Source organism: Streptomyces sp. RGM 3693 (assembly GCF_050471125.1).
GTDB lineage: Bacteria > Actinomycetota > Actinomycetes > Streptomycetales > Streptomycetaceae > Streptomyces.
On the sequence record NZ_JBMPPQ010000003.1, the window covers coordinates 640,295 to 656,353 of the forward strand.

At 69.7% G+C, this 16,059-nt stretch carries 16 protein-coding genes and 1 pseudogene; 8 read left to right on the forward strand and 9 right to left on the reverse strand.

Annotated elements, in window-relative coordinates; genetic code table 11:
* Nucleotides 1-8: 8 nt before the first annotated feature.
* Complete coding sequence (locus tag ACO0M4_RS31565) at nt 9-758, reverse strand: amidohydrolase family protein (RefSeq protein WP_430374489.1); 750 nt, start codon at nt 756-758, stop codon at nt 9-11.
* Between ACO0M4_RS31565 and ACO0M4_RS31570 the strand changes: the two are divergent.
* From ACO0M4_RS31570 to ACO0M4_RS31585, 4 genes and pseudogenes are all read left to right on the forward strand, one after another.
* Nucleotides 642-1,483 (forward strand): annotated as a pseudogene (locus ACO0M4_RS31570) (Tn3 family transposase). The gene ACO0M4_RS31565 and the pseudogene ACO0M4_RS31570 sit on opposite strands and share 117 nt — an antisense overlap.
* 240 nt (nt 1,484-1,723) lie before the next feature.
* A complete protein-coding gene (locus tag ACO0M4_RS31575) occupies nt 1,724-2,479 on the forward strand; it encodes a dienelactone hydrolase family protein (protein ID WP_430374490.1) in 756 nt (251 codons plus the stop codon).
* Nucleotides 2,480-2,749: 270 nt separating this feature from the next.
* On the forward strand, nt 2,750-3,622 hold the full coding sequence (locus ACO0M4_RS31580; protein WP_430374491.1) for a recombinase family protein: 873 nt from the start codon (nt 2,750-2,752) through the stop codon (nt 3,620-3,622).
* A 52-nt stretch (nt 3,623-3,674) separates the two neighbouring features.
* Entirely contained in the window at nt 3,675-3,893 is a 219-nt protein-coding gene (locus tag ACO0M4_RS31585; RefSeq protein ID WP_430374492.1) for a hypothetical protein, read from the forward strand.
* Nucleotides 3,894-3,987: 94 nt separating this feature from the next.
* Here the strand turns inward: ACO0M4_RS31585 and ACO0M4_RS31590 are convergent, their stop codons facing one another.
* The 6 genes from ACO0M4_RS31590 to ACO0M4_RS31615 all read right to left on the reverse strand — a co-directional run bounded on the left by ACO0M4_RS31590 (nt 3,988) and on the right by ACO0M4_RS31615 (nt 11,102).
* Nucleotides 3,988-5,268: a hypothetical protein gene (locus tag ACO0M4_RS31590; RefSeq protein WP_430374493.1), complete on the reverse strand. Its 1,281-nt coding sequence runs from the start codon at nt 5,266-5,268 to the stop codon at nt 3,988-3,990.
* 106 nt (nt 5,269-5,374) lie between these two features.
* Nucleotides 5,375-6,226: a hypothetical protein gene (locus tag ACO0M4_RS31595; RefSeq protein WP_430374494.1), complete on the reverse strand. Its 852-nt coding sequence runs from the start codon at nt 6,224-6,226 to the stop codon at nt 5,375-5,377.
* Between the two features lie 62 nt (nt 6,227-6,288).
* Nucleotides 6,289-6,828: a hypothetical protein gene (locus ACO0M4_RS31600; protein ID WP_430374495.1), complete on the reverse strand. Its 540-nt coding sequence runs from the start codon at nt 6,826-6,828 to the stop codon at nt 6,289-6,291.
* An 88-nt stretch (nt 6,829-6,916) separates the two neighbouring features.
* Nucleotides 6,917-8,134, reverse strand: coding sequence for an RCC1 domain-containing protein (locus tag ACO0M4_RS31605; RefSeq protein ID WP_430374496.1), 1,218 nt, complete (start codon nt 8,132-8,134; stop codon nt 6,917-6,919).
* Nucleotides 8,135-8,235: 101 nt separating this feature from the next.
* The gene (locus tag ACO0M4_RS31610) at nt 8,236-9,453 is read right to left on the reverse strand and encodes an RCC1 domain-containing protein (protein ID WP_430374497.1); all 1,218 of its coding nucleotides are present in this window, start codon (nt 9,451-9,453) and stop codon (nt 8,236-8,238) included.
* 608 nt (nt 9,454-10,061) lie between these two features.
* Nucleotides 10,062-11,102: an ornithine cyclodeaminase family protein gene (locus tag ACO0M4_RS31615; protein WP_430374498.1), complete on the reverse strand. Its 1,041-nt coding sequence runs from the start codon at nt 11,100-11,102 to the stop codon at nt 10,062-10,064.
* A gap of 226 nt (nt 11,103-11,328) precedes the next feature.
* On the opposite strand from ACO0M4_RS31615, the gene ACO0M4_RS31620 reads away from it, so the two are divergent.
* Together ACO0M4_RS31620 and ACO0M4_RS31625 are read left to right on the forward strand one after the other, a co-directional pair.
* Nucleotides 11,329-11,904: a TetR/AcrR family transcriptional regulator gene (locus ACO0M4_RS31620; protein ID WP_430374499.1), complete on the forward strand. Its 576-nt coding sequence runs from the start codon at nt 11,329-11,331 to the stop codon at nt 11,902-11,904.
* 200 nt (nt 11,905-12,104) lie between these two features.
* On the forward strand, nt 12,105-12,230 hold the full coding sequence (locus ACO0M4_RS31625; protein ID WP_430374500.1) for a hypothetical protein: 126 nt from the start codon (nt 12,105-12,107) through the stop codon (nt 12,228-12,230).
* A gap of 20 nt (nt 12,231-12,250) precedes the next feature.
* Here the strand turns inward: ACO0M4_RS31625 and ACO0M4_RS31630 are convergent, their stop codons facing one another.
* Nucleotides 12,251-12,613 carry a hypothetical protein gene (locus tag ACO0M4_RS31630; RefSeq protein WP_430374501.1) on the reverse strand — a complete coding sequence of 121 codons (363 nt, stop codon included), beginning with the start codon at nt 12,611-12,613 and terminating at the stop codon, nt 12,251-12,253.
* Between the two features lie 402 nt (nt 12,614-13,015).
* Entirely contained in the window at nt 13,016-13,930 is a 915-nt protein-coding gene (bla, locus tag ACO0M4_RS31635; RefSeq protein ID WP_430374502.1) for a class A beta-lactamase, read from the reverse strand.
* 146 nt (nt 13,931-14,076) lie between these two features.
* Here bla and ACO0M4_RS31640 point away from each other — a divergent pair, with 146 nt between their 5' ends.
* Both ACO0M4_RS31640 and ACO0M4_RS31645 read left to right on the forward strand, forming a co-directional pair.
* The gene (locus ACO0M4_RS31640) at nt 14,077-15,087 is read left to right on the forward strand and encodes a LysR family transcriptional regulator (RefSeq protein WP_430374503.1); all 1,011 of its coding nucleotides are present in this window, start codon (nt 14,077-14,079) and stop codon (nt 15,085-15,087) included.
* Nucleotides 15,084-16,019 (forward strand): serine hydrolase, encoded by a 936-nt coding sequence (locus ACO0M4_RS31645; protein WP_430374504.1) that lies wholly within the window; start codon nt 15,084-15,086, stop codon nt 16,017-16,019. The genes ACO0M4_RS31640 and ACO0M4_RS31645 overlap by 4 nt, the downstream gene beginning before the upstream one ends.
* The last annotated feature ends 40 nt before the right edge of the window (nt 16,020-16,059 follow it).

Sequence of the window (16,059 nt, forward strand, 5' to 3'; positions counted from 1 at the left end):
ATCCGTTCCTAGAGCGGCAGCCCGGCACGCACCACGCGGTACGGCTTCTTGAGCACGGACACATCGGCGAGCGGATCGCCGTCCACGACGAGCACGTCTCCCGCGAAGCCGCGTGCGAGACGCCCCGCCGTCCGTTCCAGACCGAGGAGCCGGGCCGCCTGTGTGGTAGCGGTGCGGATCGCGTCGAGCGCCGACAGGCCCGCCGCGTGCATCAACTCCACTTCCCGACCGATCGGTTCGACCGCGCCACCGGAGGAATCCGTGCCGGCCGCCAGCGGAACGCCCAGCTCGTGCGCGGTACGCACCGCTTCCTTGAGGACCGGCAGGTACGCGCGTCCGCGTTCGGCGAGCACCGGGTCGGTCTCGTCGACGAGACCGGCGATGGCCGTCAGCGTCGGGGTGAAGTACGTCCCCCTGCGTCGCATGTCGTGCAGGGTGCGCTCACCGACGAACACGCCGTGCTCCAGGGACCGGATCCCCGCCCGCACCGCGTCGTCACAGCCGCGCTCGCTGTAGCTGTGGCACAGCACCCCGGTCCCGCCGCGCCGGGCCGCCGCCACCACCTCGGACAGCTGCTCGTACGAGTAGACCTGCGTCAACGGGTCCTGATCGCGCTGTTCACGCACTTCATCCCGTGCGGCGTGTGGGAGGCCGTCTACATCATCGAGGGCCTGCTCAAGAACACGAGCGAGGTGCAGCCGACCACGGTGCACGCCGATACGCAGGGCCAGAGCTTCCCTGTCTTCGCGCTCGCCCACCTGCTGGGCTTCGACCTGATGCCCAGGATCAGGAACTGGAAGGAGCTGACCTTCTACCGGCCCTCCAAGCAGACCGAGTACGTCCACATCGACGCCCTGTTTGGCGAGCCTGGCAAGAACGTCATCGACTTCGGCCTGATCGAGACCCAGTTCCGCCACCTGATGCGCGTGGCCGTCTCCGTACGCGAGGGCACCATCTCCTCCTCCACACTGCTCAAGCGCCTGCGCTCCGGGTCCCGGAAGAACGCCACCTACGCCGCCTTTCGCGAGGTCGGCCGCGTGATCCGCACCGTGCAGCTCCTTCGGTATCTGTCGGATGCGCCGCTTCGCCGGTGGGTGACCGCGGCGACGAACAAGGTGGAGTCGTTCAACCGGTTCTCCCAGTGGATCGGCTTCGGCAATCGCGGCGTCATCGCGGACAACGACCCGATCGAGCAGGAGAAGGCGATGAAGTTCAACGCGCTGCTCACGAACGCGGTGATCTTCCACAACGCCTGGACATCGCGGAGATCGTGCGGCAGTTGCTGGAGGAGGGATGGGAGATCGCCCCGGAGGATCTGGCGCACATCTCGCCGTACCTGACCGAACACATCAACCGCTTCGGCGAGTACAGCACCTATGAACTCGGCATCCAGCCCGAAGCGTACGACCCGAAGCTCGGCGTCGACTTCACCCCGCTGCGCGAGCAGGACCTGACTGCCGCCGGTCTCGGCCAAGCCGCCTGAACCGTGAGGTGAACTAGCTGGTGACGCCCTTCACGGGAGCGGGCCGGTATACCCCAGAATCCTGCTGCGAGGGTCAGCCTCCAACACCGTGGCCTGGGCAGGTGATCCGATAGCGCTGCCGTGGGGACGGGGTTTGTGACGATTCTTCTGAGCCCTCGCCGTATTTGGGATACCCGGGCTGTTCTGCCAGCGGCAGAACACCGGCTGGACCGGGCTCGACGATCACTACAGTCCAGTCTCATGACGACGATTACAACGCGCACGGTCGAGTACCCGGCCGACGGTCTGACGATGATCGGGCACCTCGCACTCCCGGCCGGTGTCGACCGCCGGCCCGCGGTGCTGCTCGGGCCAGAGGGCACGGGGCTCAGCGACGTCGAGCGCCGCCGGGCCGATGCTCTCGCCGAGCTGGGATACGTAGTGCTGGCCTTCGACCTTCACGGCGGGCGCTATTTGGGTGACCCCGAGGAGATGCTGGCCCGTTGCATGCCGCTGCTCGCCAACCCCGACCGGATGCGGGGCATCGGTCATGCGGCGCTCGACGTGTTGCGCGCCGAACCGCGGACCGACCCCGACCGGATCGCCGCTGTCGGCTACGGCACCGGGGGCGCCGTCGGGCTGGAACTCGGGCGCGACGGCGTCAACCTGCGCGCGATCGGGACAGTCAACGCGCTGACCACGGGCCGACCGGGCGAGGCCGCGCGCATTCGCTGCCCGGTGTGGGCCGGGGTCGGGTCGGAAGACCCGATCATGCCGCCCGCGCAACGGGTCGCGTTCACCGAAGAGATGCAGGCCGCGGGCGTCGACTGGCGCCTCGTGGTCTACGGCGGCGCCTTGCACGCCTTCCACCACCCGACGGTCGACCACACCGTGCGTCCCGGCGTCGGCTACCACCCACAGCACGCACAGCGAGCCTGGCGCGACGTCGTCGACCTGCTCGCCGAGTGCCTGCCCGTGACGGAGGATCTGGTCAGTCCAAGCTCGGCCACCCGCTGACCAGCACTTACCGGTCACTCCGGCACATTTCTGGCGTGTTCCGTTCCCGTGCCTTCCTTCAACGCCGCAGGACGCCGACGACGCGCTCTCTGCCCAAGATCGGGGCCTCCACGCAACCTTCGGGAGTGACGAGGGGGCGCCGACCCACTTGGCGGAGCTCGGGAACGTCGCAAGCCCGCAGATGAGTCGCCGCCGTGATCAGTTCAACGACGGAAGGCATCCTCGGTTCCGCCGACGGGCCGGACATCGGTGTTTCATAGGTGGTCGCTCATGAAACAGTCCGGGGTCGTGAGCGACGACTTCAAGCGTGTGGAATCGCACGACTGCCCGATGTCCACCTGCGCCGCCCCGGCGGGCTCCCCGTGCCGGACCGGGAAGGGCAGGGTGGCAATCCAGTACCACACCGCCCGCTTCCGCCTCGTGCCCCAACTCGCCAAGGCCCTGAGCGTGCCGACTCCCGCCGTACGCAAGCCGGGCTCGGCGTGGACCGAGCTGCCCCGACCGGTGAGCGCCGGCGCCGAACCGGTCGGACACGTCCGCCTCGGCTACGCCCGCGCCTCGACCGCCCGGCAGTCCCTGGACGCACAGCTCGACTCGCTCGGCGAGGCCGGGGTCACCCGGGTCTTCTCGGAGAAGATCTCCACCCGCGCCACCAAGCGCCCCGAGCTGGAGGCCGCCGTGAAGCTCGCCGGGGAGATCCGCTCCTCCGGTGTCGCCGTCACCCTCGTCGTGCACGAGCACAAGCGGCTCGGCCGCGGCATCGAACTCGCCATGCTCGCCGAGGAGCTGAAGGCGAGCGACGTCGGCCTGGCGTTCCTCACCGGAGAACTGAAGGGCTCACACGACCCGTCCGGCATCGTGTTCACCGTGCTCGCGGCCATGTCCGGCATGGAGCGCGAGTACATCCGCGACCGCACCCTCGAAGGCCACGAGTCCGCGCGGAAGCGTGGCAAGACCATCGGCGGCGCCGGGGTCACCGACGACGACATGCTGTCCATGGCGCTGCACCTGCGCGACCAGGAGATGAGCCTGCGCGACATCGCCAAGCGCCTCGTCATCACCACCGGCGCGAAGAAGGGGCAGCACCCCTCGCCCGCCACCGTCATGAGGATGCTGCGCGAGCACGACGAGCAGACGACCTAAACGCTCAAGATCATCTCGTTACCCCTTTGACGCGCATCTCGGTCACACCCCGATGACCGGCGCGTCAGCCACCACCGGGCGCTCCATCCGCCTCATCCGTACCTTGATCGAAATATCCGTGCTGACCGTGGGGTGGCTACTCGGCGGGAGCTTGCGCGTCGGCACCGCGCTGTACGCACTCACCGTCGGCTCGGTCACACAGCTCTTCCTGCCCTGGTTCTCCTATCGCGACGGGCCGCAGGCCCCAGGGGCCGTTGCCACGGTGAAGTGATCCATCGGACCGCCGCATGCAGAGGTGAGGGGCCGGCAGCCCGGCCCCTCACCCGTGGTCGTCTGTGGTCAGGGCGTCCGCTCGTCCCCTTGCCCTACCGGTCGGTACCGGTTGCCGGTGCGCCCGCGTCCACGGGAGTGGGAGCGGTCGGCCGGTCGGAGCGGCAGCGGCTCTTCTCTGCGGCGGTGAAGGGGCCGGTGCGCTGGTAGATGCGGTCGGGCACCAGAGGTGACGGGCCGTCGGCGACGACATGCAGACGGATCTGCTTGTCCGGGGCTTCGCCTTCGTCGACGAACCAGCCGTCGACGCGCTGGCGGCCGGCCTGGCTCTCGATCCAGGACACCTCACCGGCCTCGATGGTCTCGTGGATCTTGCGGTCGGTGGCGGTGTCCCAACGCCACGGCTCCGGTGAGCTCTTGGCGAAGCCCTTGGTGAACTGCTGGTGGAGGTTGTCCTTGGGGTTGGGCAGCCGGTCGATGTCGGCGCTCTCGCTCAAGTTGTCGTAGGCACGACCGATGAAGCCGACCGGGCGGTCGTGGTTGAGGGTGTTGCGACTGCAGTTCAGGTACGCCTCGCCGACGACCCGGGCCTTGTCGTAGTAGGTGTAGGAGTAGGGCTCGTCGACCGTGAAGGTGCACGTGTTGCGGCTGTTGGCGCAGTGGTCGGCGGCTTTTCTGGCGTCGATGCGCTCGTTGCCCTCGAAGGCTTCCGGTGCGGGCAAGGCGGTCTTGCCGATGGTCTTGTCGACCGGGGGCGGTACGTCGGTGGCGCGGACCTTGGCGAGGAGCGGGCCGCAGTCCCAAGTCCCCTTCGTCTGCGCGGAGGCGAAGGTGATCAGCGGTTCGTTCTCGCCGGCGGTGAAGGTGTAGGTGCGGTCGCGGTGCCAGTCGGTGCTGCCTGGGTCGGTGGTGAAGGTCTGCCGGGTGCCGCCGGAGCCGTGTAGGGTGTACGGCTGACCGCCTGCGATCTGGTCCTTGGAACAGGCGCTCCTGAGACCGCCGGTGCTGTCGTCGAACGTGACGGTCACCTGCGCACCGGCCCGCACGCCGCGCAGGCGTTGGCTCACGCTCTGGTCTGTGGTGCGCTTGTTGCGCAGCAGCAGGGCCGGGAGCCCTTCGGGGTGCTTGGCGTCGGCGGGCAGCAGGCGGAACGGGTACTGCACGGTCCAGCCGGTCAGTTTGTCGCCGCTGCCACTGGCGGTGAAGTTCGGGGCGGCGAAGTCGCCGTTGATCACCGGGACTTGGCGGGACGCGGGGTCGGCCGATGCCGGTGGTGCGAGGGCCGGGCCGGTCAGCAGGGTGCCCGCGAGGGTAACGAGGGCGGTGGCGGTGCGTGCCGGACTGGGCCGGTGGTGGGTTCGACCGGTTCGGATCACGGGCTCTTGCGGGCCTTTCGTACGAGGTCGGCGGGGAGCGGGGTCAGGCCGTCGACGGTTCGGGGGGCCTGGGTGGCGCGGCCGGTGCCTGGGGCGACGGCGCGGGTCACGGGCGGAGCCGGTTGCAGACGCCGGCGGGTGTGGTGTCGGTCCGGGCGATGAAGGAGCTGGAGTTGACCGAGGACGGGGCGTCCACCACCACGTTGCTGATCCGCTGGCCGTTGTTGGTGGTCAGGACGCCGGAGATGCGCTCCATGGCCGCCTCGGCGGCGAAGATCAGGGTGTCTCCGTTTTTGACTTCCATGTGGTAGACGGTGGACTCGGTGTGCGTGGTGGTCCAGCTGCGCTGGTAGTGGGCCTTGAACGCACCGGAGAAGGTGGCCTTGAGGCCCACGGAGGCACCGACCTTGCCGCTGGCGTTGGCGCCCACCTTGGCACCAGCCTCGGACATCGGTCCTTCCTTCATGTTGGGCGTTTTGGCGTTCACGCTGCCTTCGCCGTTGACACCGGCCGATACTTCCCCGTTGGCGTTGATGGTGCCTTCCAAGGCGATGGAACCGGTGATCTCGCCGCCGAGGTTGTCCTGGCTACCGGTCTGTAGCTGGACGGTGCGGTCGACCTTGATGTCCTTGTTGGTGCAGTTGATGACCGCGTTGCCCAGGGACTTCACCACGCTGGTGAACTGCAGGGGCAGGGCCCGGGTCATCTTGAAGTTGCAGCCCTTGGGGTTCTTGTTGCAGTAGCGCAGCACCGGGGCCACCGACGCCATGGGCTTGTTGTTCTTGTCGTAGGCCCGTGCCTGGGGAATGGCGGGACGGTCCCCAAGGGCCGTGCCGGAGGAGTCCTGATCGTGCTCGGCGGCGCCGGCGGCCGACTGGCCGGCCTGGGGCTGGGGCAGCGGCTGAGCGGCCACCGAACCGGCGGCCGGCAGGAGCACGGCCAGTGCCAAAGCGGTCACCGGCAGGACGCGGGCCCGACGGCCACGAGAAGAAAAAGGGGAACGGGACACGGTGCGGGCGCTCACTTGGCCATCGCCTCGCACATGTCGGTGAGGGACTCCTCGCCCTCGTGGTGCTCCAGCGTCGCCCCCGGCAACATGCTCGCGAAGTTGTCGCAGGTGCTGCCCACCGCGGCGCCCGCGTCGTTCTGCACCTCGGGGTGGAAGTCGTTCAACTTCTGCTGGGTGTCCGTCATCCCCTGCTTCTGCTCCGCTCCGTCACCGACGAGCTTGCCCATGCACTCCTTGGAATCCGGCTTGCACTCCGCCACCTGGTCCTTGGCCTTGGAGATGTCCTCCTTGGCCGCCGCGGAGTCCTTGCCCACCTGGTCCCGCCCGGAGTCGACCTGCTGCTCCTCCTGCTCCCGCTTGTTCTCCTCCTCGCACTTCTTGTCGCCCTCCTCGCACTGCGGCTGGGGGTCGGCCACCACCGCCGGCGCGGAGACGGTACGCGGCGCCGGGAGGGTGGCCGCGGTGGCGCTCGTCGCACCGTAGAGGATGGCTGCGCAGACGGCGGCGGTGAGGGCGAGCGCGGTGCGGGTGCGGGTGGTACGGAGGTTCATTGGTTGTTCCTTTCGAAGGGGGATCGATGGAGCGGTGGTGGGCACGGCGGCGGCGGGAGTGGCCCTGGGCGTCGCCGTGCCCGTTTGCTCAGTACGCGAAGCTGAAGGAGGCGTTGCGGCCCACGGCCAGGTGGTTCGCGCCGCTGTGCGCGGGCAGGACGGTGACCGGCTGTTGGGCTCGGTCCGTGGTCACGGCGTTGCCGTCGCCCAATTCGCCGCTGGCGTTCGAGCCCCAGCCGATTACGGATTGATCGTCGCGGAGGGCGAGGGTGTGGTCGCGTCCGGGGGCCAGTTCTCGAACGCCGGTCAGCCCGTCGATGGAGACGGGGGTGGTCCGGTTGGTCTTGCTGCCGTCACCGAGCTGCCCGAGGTTGTTGCGGCCCCATGCTTTGACGCTGCCGTCCTCAAGGACCGCGAAGTTGCCGTGGGGGCCGCCGTAGATCTTCGCCACGTCTTCGAGGTGCTGCACGTCGACCGGTGAACTGGCATTGGTAGTACTGTCGTTGCCCAGTTCACCGTGGGCGTTGTAGCCCCAGCTCTTGACCTTGTGGTCGCCGGTGATAGCGCTCGCGTGGAACCCTCCCGCGGCGAGTGCCGTCACTCCCTGCAGTCCGGGTACCTGCTGTGGGGTGTTGCGGTCGGTGGTGGTGCCGTTGCCCAGCTGACCGTAACTGTTGTTGCCCCATGTCCAGACAGTGCCGTCCTGACGGAGCGCCAGACTATAGTGGCAGCCGGCTGCGATGGCCTTGACCTTGTCCAGGCCCTGCACCGGGACCGGCCTCGCAACCCCGGTGTTCTTCGCGCTGTTCGTACCATCGCCCAACTGGCCGAACTCGTTGTAACCCCAGGCCATCACCCGCCCGTTCTTCAAGGCCAGGGCGTGGTAGCAACCCACGGCGATCGACCGAATGCCGTCCAGTCCCGCGACGGCGGCGGGGAAGGAGCGGGCCGTGGTAGTTCCATTGCCGAGTTGGCCGTAGGTGTTGTTGCCCCAGGACTTGACCGTCCCGTTCTTCAGCAACGCCACGGCGAACGGGCCGGTGGTCGTGGCCCCACCGGCCTCCAGCGACTTCACGTCCTCGCGCGCCAGTCCCTGAACGGGTCCGGGTGTCTGTTGGGCCACGACGGAACCGTTGCCGAGTTCACCCGAGGCGTTCTGGCCCCAGCTGTAGACCCAGGGGTCGGGCGACGCGGTACCGGCCGCGGCCGGTGCGGCCGACCCGGCGATCGCGGCGAGCGCCGCGGCGGCGGTGACCACACCGCACACACCGCGCAGCCGCCGCCGGGTACGTCGGGCTTTCTGCATTACCTGCATTCAGGCACGCCTTTCACAGGTGGTGGCGCAGAGCCAGGCTCCAACGCCGTACGAGAGGGGGTGAGGTCCTGCGCACATGGCAGGAGGAGAAGTCAGTACGCGTAGCTCGAATTGCCGGCCAGGGACGCGGCGACATGGTGGAAGTCCCCATGGGTGGCGGTCACCGGCGCGTAGCGGGCCTGGGCGGTGCCGTCGCCGAGTTGGCCTTCGCCGTTGGCTCCCCAGGCGACCACTTTGTCGTCGAGGACGGCCAGGTCGTGGCCGCGCCCCGCGGCCAGGTCACGGGCTCCTTCGAGCGCGTCGATCACGACGGGGGTGTTGCGGTTGGTGTGGCTCACACCGGTGCTGTCGGACGGGTCCGACTCCAACAGCTGCCCGTCCCGGTTCTCCCCCCACCCGTAGACCGTGTCGTCGTTGCGGATCGCGAAGGTGTGGTCCGCACCCGCGGTGATCTTGCGAATGTCCCGCAGCCACCGCGCCTTGACCGGTGCGTCACTGCCGGCCTTGCCGGTCCCGTCGCCCAGCTGTCCCTTGAGGTTGTCGCCCCAGGTCCAGACGGCGCCGTCCTCGGTACGGGCGACACCGTGATGGCAGCCCGCAGCGATCTCGGCGATGTGCTCCAGACCCTTGACCTCCTGCGGAACGGACTCGGACTTCCGTTCACCGGTCCCGAGTTGGCCGCGGGCGCCGTTGCCCCACGACCACACCGTGCCGTCCTCCATCAGCGCCAGACTGAAGTCGCACCCGGCGGCCACCTGCCGCGCCATCGAGATGCTCGGCACCCGCACCGGGACCGTACTGTCGTCACCGGCACGGTTGTTGCCCAACTGGCCGACGCCGTTGTCACCCCAGGCCCACACCCGACCCTTGCTGATCGCCAGCGCGTGCGCACCGCCCGCCGCGACGTCGTTCACGTCCCGCAGCCCGGTCACCACGTCCGGGGTGGCCCGGTCACTACGGCTTCCGGTGCCCAACTGGCCTTCCGTACCGTGGCCCCAGGCACGTACGGTTCCGTTCTCCAACTGCGCCACGGCGAACGATTCGCCGCTCCCCGTTCCCCCCGCGGAGATCTTGCGCAGCTCTCCGCGGTGCAGTCCCGCCACCGGGCCCGGCGACCAACGGTCGCCGGTCCCCCCACTGCCCAACTGGCCCGCATCTCCTGCGCCCCAACTGAACACCTCCGGCCCGGGGGCAGCCTGCGCCACACCGGCGGCCACCGGCCCGGCCAGCGCCGCCAGCACCGCGGCCACCACCGGCGCCGCCCGCCTGCCACCGCACCACTTGCGCGCCTTGCTCGCCTTGCTCGCCACGCTCGTCGTCCTGCGCAATACCCGTTCCTCTCAAGAGAGTTGAACGCCACGGCAGGCCGTTGATCCACGCCGCCGGGCACGAACGGATCTTGCGATCAGACGACTCCAACTATGCGCACCCGGCTCTTCGACCACTCCATACGGTGGATCAGGCACTCCAATGGGCTAACGCGCATATGAGTGAAGCCGGTCAAGCTGCTATGACGCAATCTCTCATGTCCCTTATTCGGGAGGTGAGTTGGCGCACATTAACGGCGGCACGGCCGGGCGACCCGCTCTGCCGCCCGTGCCCCTTCACGGTGCCTGGGCGGCCCGCCACCCACCTGGAACAGAGATTCCCCACCGGCATCGCATCGCGCCGTACCCCATGAAACCCACTCGCGTGATACAGGCGCTTGGGGAAGGCGGGGGGCTACCGCTCACCGACCACGACCAACACCCCCCCCTACAGGCGTGAGGAGTTGGCAGGCTTGTGGCGTTCGCAGGCATGTGGCGTTCGCAGGCATGTGGCGTTTGTCGCGCGGTCATCGGGAGGTTCGGTGCATCGGACGACGGCACCCGCGCCAAGACACCACTTCCACCCAGGACGGTGAACAACCCCGCGGCCCTCAGAACGTCTTGAGGTCCGCGATGCTGCGGACCGGCGTCCCGATCTTGAGGGTCCGGGCCCGCTCGCATACGGCGACGGCGGCCGCGAGGTCCTGGGTGGCGGCCCCGATCGACTTGAACACGGTGACGTCGTCGGCCCGCCGGCGGCCCGGAACCTCCGCCCGCAACAGTTCGGTCAGGGTGGGGACGGCCGCGACCGCCTGCCCGTCGAGTTCGCGCCAGGCGAGGACGTCACCCGATTCCGCGGCGACGGTGTCGGCCTGGACGTCGAAGACAACGGCGTCGGCCCGGGTGAAGGTGGGGACGTCGATCTCCCGGCGGGACGGCATCGTCGAACCGATCGACACGATGTGTTGCCCGGGTTCGATCCACTCACCGCGCAGGGCGACCGGGCCACCGGCACCCGTGTTGGTCGCCGCGACCACCACGTCCGTCGCGGCGACCGCTGCCTGGGCGGTGTCGACCGGCACCACCTCGATGTCGAGCGCGGCCCCCATCCGCTCGGCGAACGCTGTCCGTCGGAACGGCCGGGGACTGAACACCTTCGCCCTTTCGATCCTGCGTACGGCGGCCACGGCCGCCAGGTTGGTTTCGGCCTCGACGCCGGCCCCGATGACGCCGACGGTGGTGGCGTCCTCCCGGGCCAGGTGCCTGGTCGCCACCCCGGAGGTGGCCCCGGTACGCGCGGCCGTCAAGTAGGCGGCGTCGAGCATGCTCGTGACCGCGCCGGTCTCGATGTCGCAGAGGACCACGAGGTAGCGGACGCCCCGTTCGAACGAGCCGTGGAACATCTTGAGGCCGAGCACTCCGGCCCGAGTCATGATGGCCGGCATCACCCGGAAGAACGTGCCCTCGACCGCCAAGTTGGACCGCGGTGGTAGCGCCAACTGCGGCCCGGGAGCGTCGCCGAGCGCGGCCTCGATGGCGTCGACGATCGCTGCCATGTCGCAGGACCGGCGCACCTCGTCATCGCTCAGCAGCAAGGTCGTGCCTGCCGGCGCCGCGCCGCCACCGACGGAGGGGACTTGATGCAGTTCCACGCTTCTCCTCAAGGGGCCCCAAGACCGGTGCGGAGAAGGCGACTTGCATGCCGGCTCGCCCTTCGTCGGCGGATGGCCCCGGTAAGAATACGGGTCTGGCTCTGGGCACGTCGCGAGCGTAACAGAGTTTGTGACCAGTGGTCACAAACGTGGGCGCAACCGCTCCTCCCCTCCGGGAAGCCCTCGCCGCCGGCCCTCATTTCGATGGTCTCGTACAGTCCTGACCATGGATGATGCCGCGACAGACCGAAACCGCCCGGGACGCCCCGCACAGCTCAACCGCGACCGGATCGTCGACGCCGCACTCTCGACCGGGAACCTCGACACCCTGACGATGCGGGAGTTGGCCGCCCGCCTGGCGGTGTCCCACTCCGCCCTCTACCGCTGGGTGAAGAACCGCGAGCAACTCTTCGACCTCATCAGCGAAGTCATGATCGAGCGCATCCTCCCCGCCGACGGCCCACCCGGGGATCACTGGCGGCCCTGGCTCGCGGACGTCGCCCGGGCCATGCACGACCAGTTCCTCGCCGTGCCCGGCTACGCCACCCGCACCTCGCGACCGCACCGCCACAACTCCCACTCCTTCGGACGGCTACGGAACGAGGTCATCGCCGCCTTCACCCAGGCCGGGGTCCACCCCGACCTGGCCGAACAGAGCTGGTACATCTTCGTCACCTCGGTCGTCAGCTGGCTCGCCGCCCAGGAGAATCCACTCGACCTCGGCCACGGCGCGCCTCGCTTCGAGCTCTTCCTCGACGTTCTCCTCCGCGGCCTGCCCGCGCGAGAACCAGGCACCGCATGATGAAAGGCAACCATGCCGACTGGCCTGGACAGTTGACCCCACCGGTTGAGCGTTTTCACGCCACTTCCGCTTCGGGTGTTTTGCGTTTCGGCCAGCCATATCGGGGATTCCCTTTCCCGACATGAACGACCAGCGGCAGCTTTCGGGAAAGGGTGGGAACCGCGGTGGAGCTTCGAAGAAGCAGAGGCCGAAAAGCACCGGTGGACCGGTCGCGTTCGGGCGCCCTCTTCACCACCGCCGCCGAGGCCGTCGCGCACGCCCGGGCCCAGCTGCTTCCGGTCACGTCCACGCCGCGGGAGGAGCCCTCCTCCCCTCCGCAGGTCTGAGGAACGTCCAGCCGACGGCCTCAGTGCCCGAAGGGCGGTTCGAAGCAACCGCTTTCCAGGTAGGGCCCATTGGTCTGCACTTGGTAGTTGGTCTGCTGCACGAATGCGGTGACGCAGGCGTCCGGGTGGACCCGGACGCCGATCCGCGTGCCTTCCGGCGTCACGTAGTGATCGCCCTCGAAGCGGGGTTCCATGCCCCGTACGGCGAGCTGCCCGCCGCTCCGCTCGCCCTTCGGCCCGGCCCGCTCTTCCTCGTAGCCGAGTCCGATGAGCGCGGCACGCACGCTCTTGGGGTCCCACTTCTTCTGTTGCCAGAGCCGCTTGAGGACCGGTTCGATGCGGGCGGCCTCGTGCTGGGCGTCCTTCTCGCTGGTGGGGGACATCTCTCCGGGGCGACGGAAGGCGTTGTTGTCGCCGTAGTGCGGGGCGCCGTCGTGGGATCACGGTTCCACGTACGGGCTGGCGCCGGACGGTGTGGGAGTGGCGGTGGGGCTGGCGGTGGAAGGGTGACTGGGGCTGGCACTGGGGCCGGCCGGCGGGGTCGGGGCGCCGGCGGCAACGCGCTGCTGGCCGCAGGCGGTCAGGGCCAGGGCAGCACTGACGAGGAGGGCCCCGGCGACCACGTGTCTGTGCCTTCGCGCGGGAGGGACTGGGGAGTTGGGCATGCGCGTCACTCTCTCACGGTGCGGGTTCCCGGGTGCCTGGTACGGGCGGGCGGTGCTGGTTGCCTGGCCAGCGAGGTCGCGCAGCAGTCAGTGGTGCACCGTCCGGCTGCGGGTGAGAGATCATTCGCCGGGGGCGAGGGTGCGCGCGACGATGCGTGCCGCGTCCGCAATCAGTGCGTTGTCCACCGGGGCGTCCTTGGTGGTCTTCGACGACAGCACGGCCAGCACGATCGGTGTCTGCCTGGTGGTCCAGGCGACGCCGATGTCGTTGGCGGCGGCGTAGTCACCGGTGCCGGTCTTGTCGCCGACGACCCAGTTGTGCGGCAGTCCGGTGCGGAATCGTTCTCCGCTGGTGGTGTTGCCCTTGAGCCAGGTGACGAGCTGCTCGCGATCGGCATCGGCCAGCGCCCGGCCCACCGTCAACCGCCCGTAGCTGGTGCCGATCGCCTCCGGTGTGGTGGTGTCGCGCAGGTCGCCGGGGACGGCGGAGTTGAGGTCGGTCTCCCAGCGGTCGAGTCGGCTGACCGGGTCGCCCATCGACCGGAAGAACCGCGTGAGGCCGTCGGGGCCGCCGATCTGGCGCAGCAGGAGGTTGCCGGCCGCGTTGTCGCTGTACTGGATCGCGGCCGCGCAGAGGTCCCACACCGCCATGCCGGTGTCCATGTGCTCCTTGGTCTTCGGGGAGTTCGGGAGGATGTCCGCCGGCGGATAGTGGATCACCTTGTCCAGCGGCGCGCAGCGTGCGTGGTCGCGCAGGACCGCGGCGGCCGCGACCGTCTTGAAGGTCGAGCACATCGCGAACCGCTCCTGGGCTCGGTAGGCGACGACCTGCCCGGTGCGGACGTTGCGGGCGTAGATGCCCAGGCGTGCCGCATACCGTCGCTCAAGGTCACGCAACTCACCTGTCATGCCGCGTAGTTGGCCAGTGGCAGTCGCCGATGCGGGCGACGACGACGCGGCGGCGAGTACGGCGGTGGAGGCGGCGAGGCCGGCCTTGAGCAGGCCGCGTCGGGGCAGAGGGGTGGCGCTGGTCATGCGCAGGGATCTCCCGGTTCGTCCGTGGTGAGGTCCTCGAAGCCTCGACCGCGCGAGGCTTCGACGGGGACAGCGAAGCAGCAGAGCTCCACCCATGTCCAAGAGTGAACATTGAATTCGCCATAACTTATTGATATGAGTGCAGTATGGACCTGCTCGCGCACCTTGAGGCGTACGTCGCGGCCGTCGACGAGGCGAGCTTCTCGCGCGCTGCCGAGCGGCTCGGGATCGCCCAACCGCTCCTCAGCCGACGCATCAAGACGCTGGAGGCGCACGTCGACGGCCAGCTGTTCGACCGTTCCCGGCGGCAGGTCTCCACCACCGAGTTGGGTGTCCTCCTGCTGCCGTACGCCCGGGACGTGCTGGACCGGGCCCAACGGCTGCGGCACGTCGCCCGGTCGGCCCGGCAGTCGGCGGTGCGTGCCGTCGGCGTACCGGCGGATTGCGGCGCGGCGGCGCTGGCGCGCGTCCTCCGCGCCGGTGCCGAGCGCGGCACCACGTTCGGAGTGCGGGAGCTGCCGCCGGCGGAGCGCGCGGCGGGCCTGGCCGATGCCTCGCTGGCGTACGCGTTGGTTCGGGTTCCCCCGGAGAACGCCGCGCTGCGGGTACCGCTCGGCCTGGCGTCCGCGCCGTCGGACGCACCGGGCGGTGCGCGTCCCGTGCCGTCCGAGGGCCGGCTGCGGACGCGTCGGCGCGCGGTCCACCTGGAGGATCTGCGACCGCGGCGCGGGAAGGGGGCCCGGCACGAGCGACCGGCTGCGGTGCCGATCCTCACGATGGTGGAGGACCACGTCCCCTACGCGCAGGACCGGCTGCGCCGCGCCGTCGCGCGGGCCGGGCTGCCGGAGGCCACGGTCCGACCGGCCGGGCCGGTGGCGGCCGCACTGGTCGAGACCCTGGCCGGGCAGGTGACGCTGCTGTGTGCCGAGCCGTTCGCCCAGCGGCACGGGGCGAGTTGGGCGCCGCTGGGCGATGCCGCGCTGCACCGCGGATACGACCTGCGCGCGGCGGACCGCGACCGGGGCCCGGCGCAGGTACCGCACTGGTTGGTCACGCTGTTGGCCGCCGCGGTCGGTGCCGGCGCGGCCGAGCCGACCACGGCGGCGGCCGGGGTCGCGGGCGAGGACGGCGCGTCCCGATTGGCGGCGCACGGATGAGCGCCCGACAGGCACCCCGGCCGGTCTGCGTCGCCGATGACGCGGACCTCTTCGACATCGCCGAGACGATCGCCGCGGAGTGGGCGGCCGTTGGTGTCCGCGGCTCGTTCCTGGCCCGGCACATCGACACCGGTGAGCAACTCGGCTTCGACGTCGGCACATCGGTACCGCTCGCCTCGGTGGTCAAGGTCCCGCTCGCCCTCGTCGCGCTGGACCGGATCGCGACCGGGGAGCTCGACGCGGCGAGGCCCGTGGTCGTCGACCCCGCCACGAGCAGTGTCGGGCCCACCGGCCTGGCGGCGTTCCGACACCCGGCCACGGTGGCCGTCGGCGACCTGCTGCTGATGATGCTCTCGGTGAGCGACAATGCCGCCGCCGACGCGTTGTTCGACCTGGTTCCGGCGGACGAGGTCGATGCTCGGTTGCGCGCCTGGGGGTGCGTTGACCTGCGTGTTCGGCATCGGCTGAACCGCATGTACGAGTGCGCCGCCGGGGCCGCGGGCAACGACTTCTCCCTCGCCCTGGAGCTGGCCATCCGCGACGACCACTCGGGGCGGCACACCATTGAGACGCTGGATCCGGCGCATGCCAACGCCGGCACCGCCACCGCTCTGGTCGACCTGCTGCAACGGGCGTGGCGGGACGAGATCGCGCATCCCGATGCCTGCGCGGAACTGCGTCGGTTGATGGGACGGCAGGTCTTCACCCACCGGCTGGCGAGCGAACTGCGCGCGGACACGCTCCGGGTGAGTGGCAAGACGGGCACGTTCCTGCACCTGCGGCACGAGATCGGCGTGGTGGAATCCGAGGTCGGCGACCGGGTGGCGATGGCCGCGCTCACCCGCTCCGACCGCCGGGCCAACCTCGCACCGGACATCGACCTCGCCATCGGGATGGCCGCGCGGCGCGCCTTCGAGGCGCTGCGCCGCTGACAGCCTCGGCGCGAGGCGGTGTCTTCGCGTTCCCTGGACT

Excerpts from the sequence above, each read along its gene's own strand:
- bla (WP_430374502.1), bottom strand. The coding sequence starts at position 13,930 with ATGACCAGCGCCACCCCTCTGCCCCGACGCGGCCTGCTCAAGGCCGGC.
- ACO0M4_RS31575 (WP_430374490.1), top strand. The coding sequence starts at position 1,724 with ATGACGACGATTACAACGCGCACGGTCGAGTACCCGGCCGACGGTCTG.
- ACO0M4_RS31580 (WP_430374491.1), top strand. The coding sequence starts at position 2,750 with ATGAAACAGTCCGGGGTCGTGAGCGACGACTTCAAGCGTGTGGAATCG.
- ACO0M4_RS31630 (WP_430374501.1), bottom strand. The coding sequence starts at position 12,613 with ATGTCCCCCACCAGCGAGAAGGACGCCCAGCACGAGGCCGCCCGCATC.
- ACO0M4_RS31645 (WP_430374504.1), top strand. The coding sequence starts at position 15,084 with ATGAGCGCCCGACAGGCACCCCGGCCGGTCTGCGTCGCCGATGACGCG.
- ACO0M4_RS31640 (WP_430374503.1), top strand. The coding sequence starts at position 14,077 with ATGGACCTGCTCGCGCACCTTGAGGCGTACGTCGCGGCCGTCGACGAG.
- ACO0M4_RS31620 (WP_430374499.1), top strand. The coding sequence starts at position 11,329 with ATGGATGATGCCGCGACAGACCGAAACCGCCCGGGACGCCCCGCACAG.
- ACO0M4_RS31585 (WP_430374492.1), top strand. The coding sequence starts at position 3,675 with ATGACCGGCGCGTCAGCCACCACCGGGCGCTCCATCCGCCTCATCCGT.
- ACO0M4_RS31600 (WP_430374495.1), bottom strand. The coding sequence starts at position 6,828 with ATGAACCTCCGTACCACCCGCACCCGCACCGCGCTCGCCCTCACCGCC.
- ACO0M4_RS31605 (WP_430374496.1), bottom strand. The coding sequence starts at position 8,134 with ATGCAGAAAGCCCGACGTACCCGGCGGCGGCTGCGCGGTGTGTGCGGT.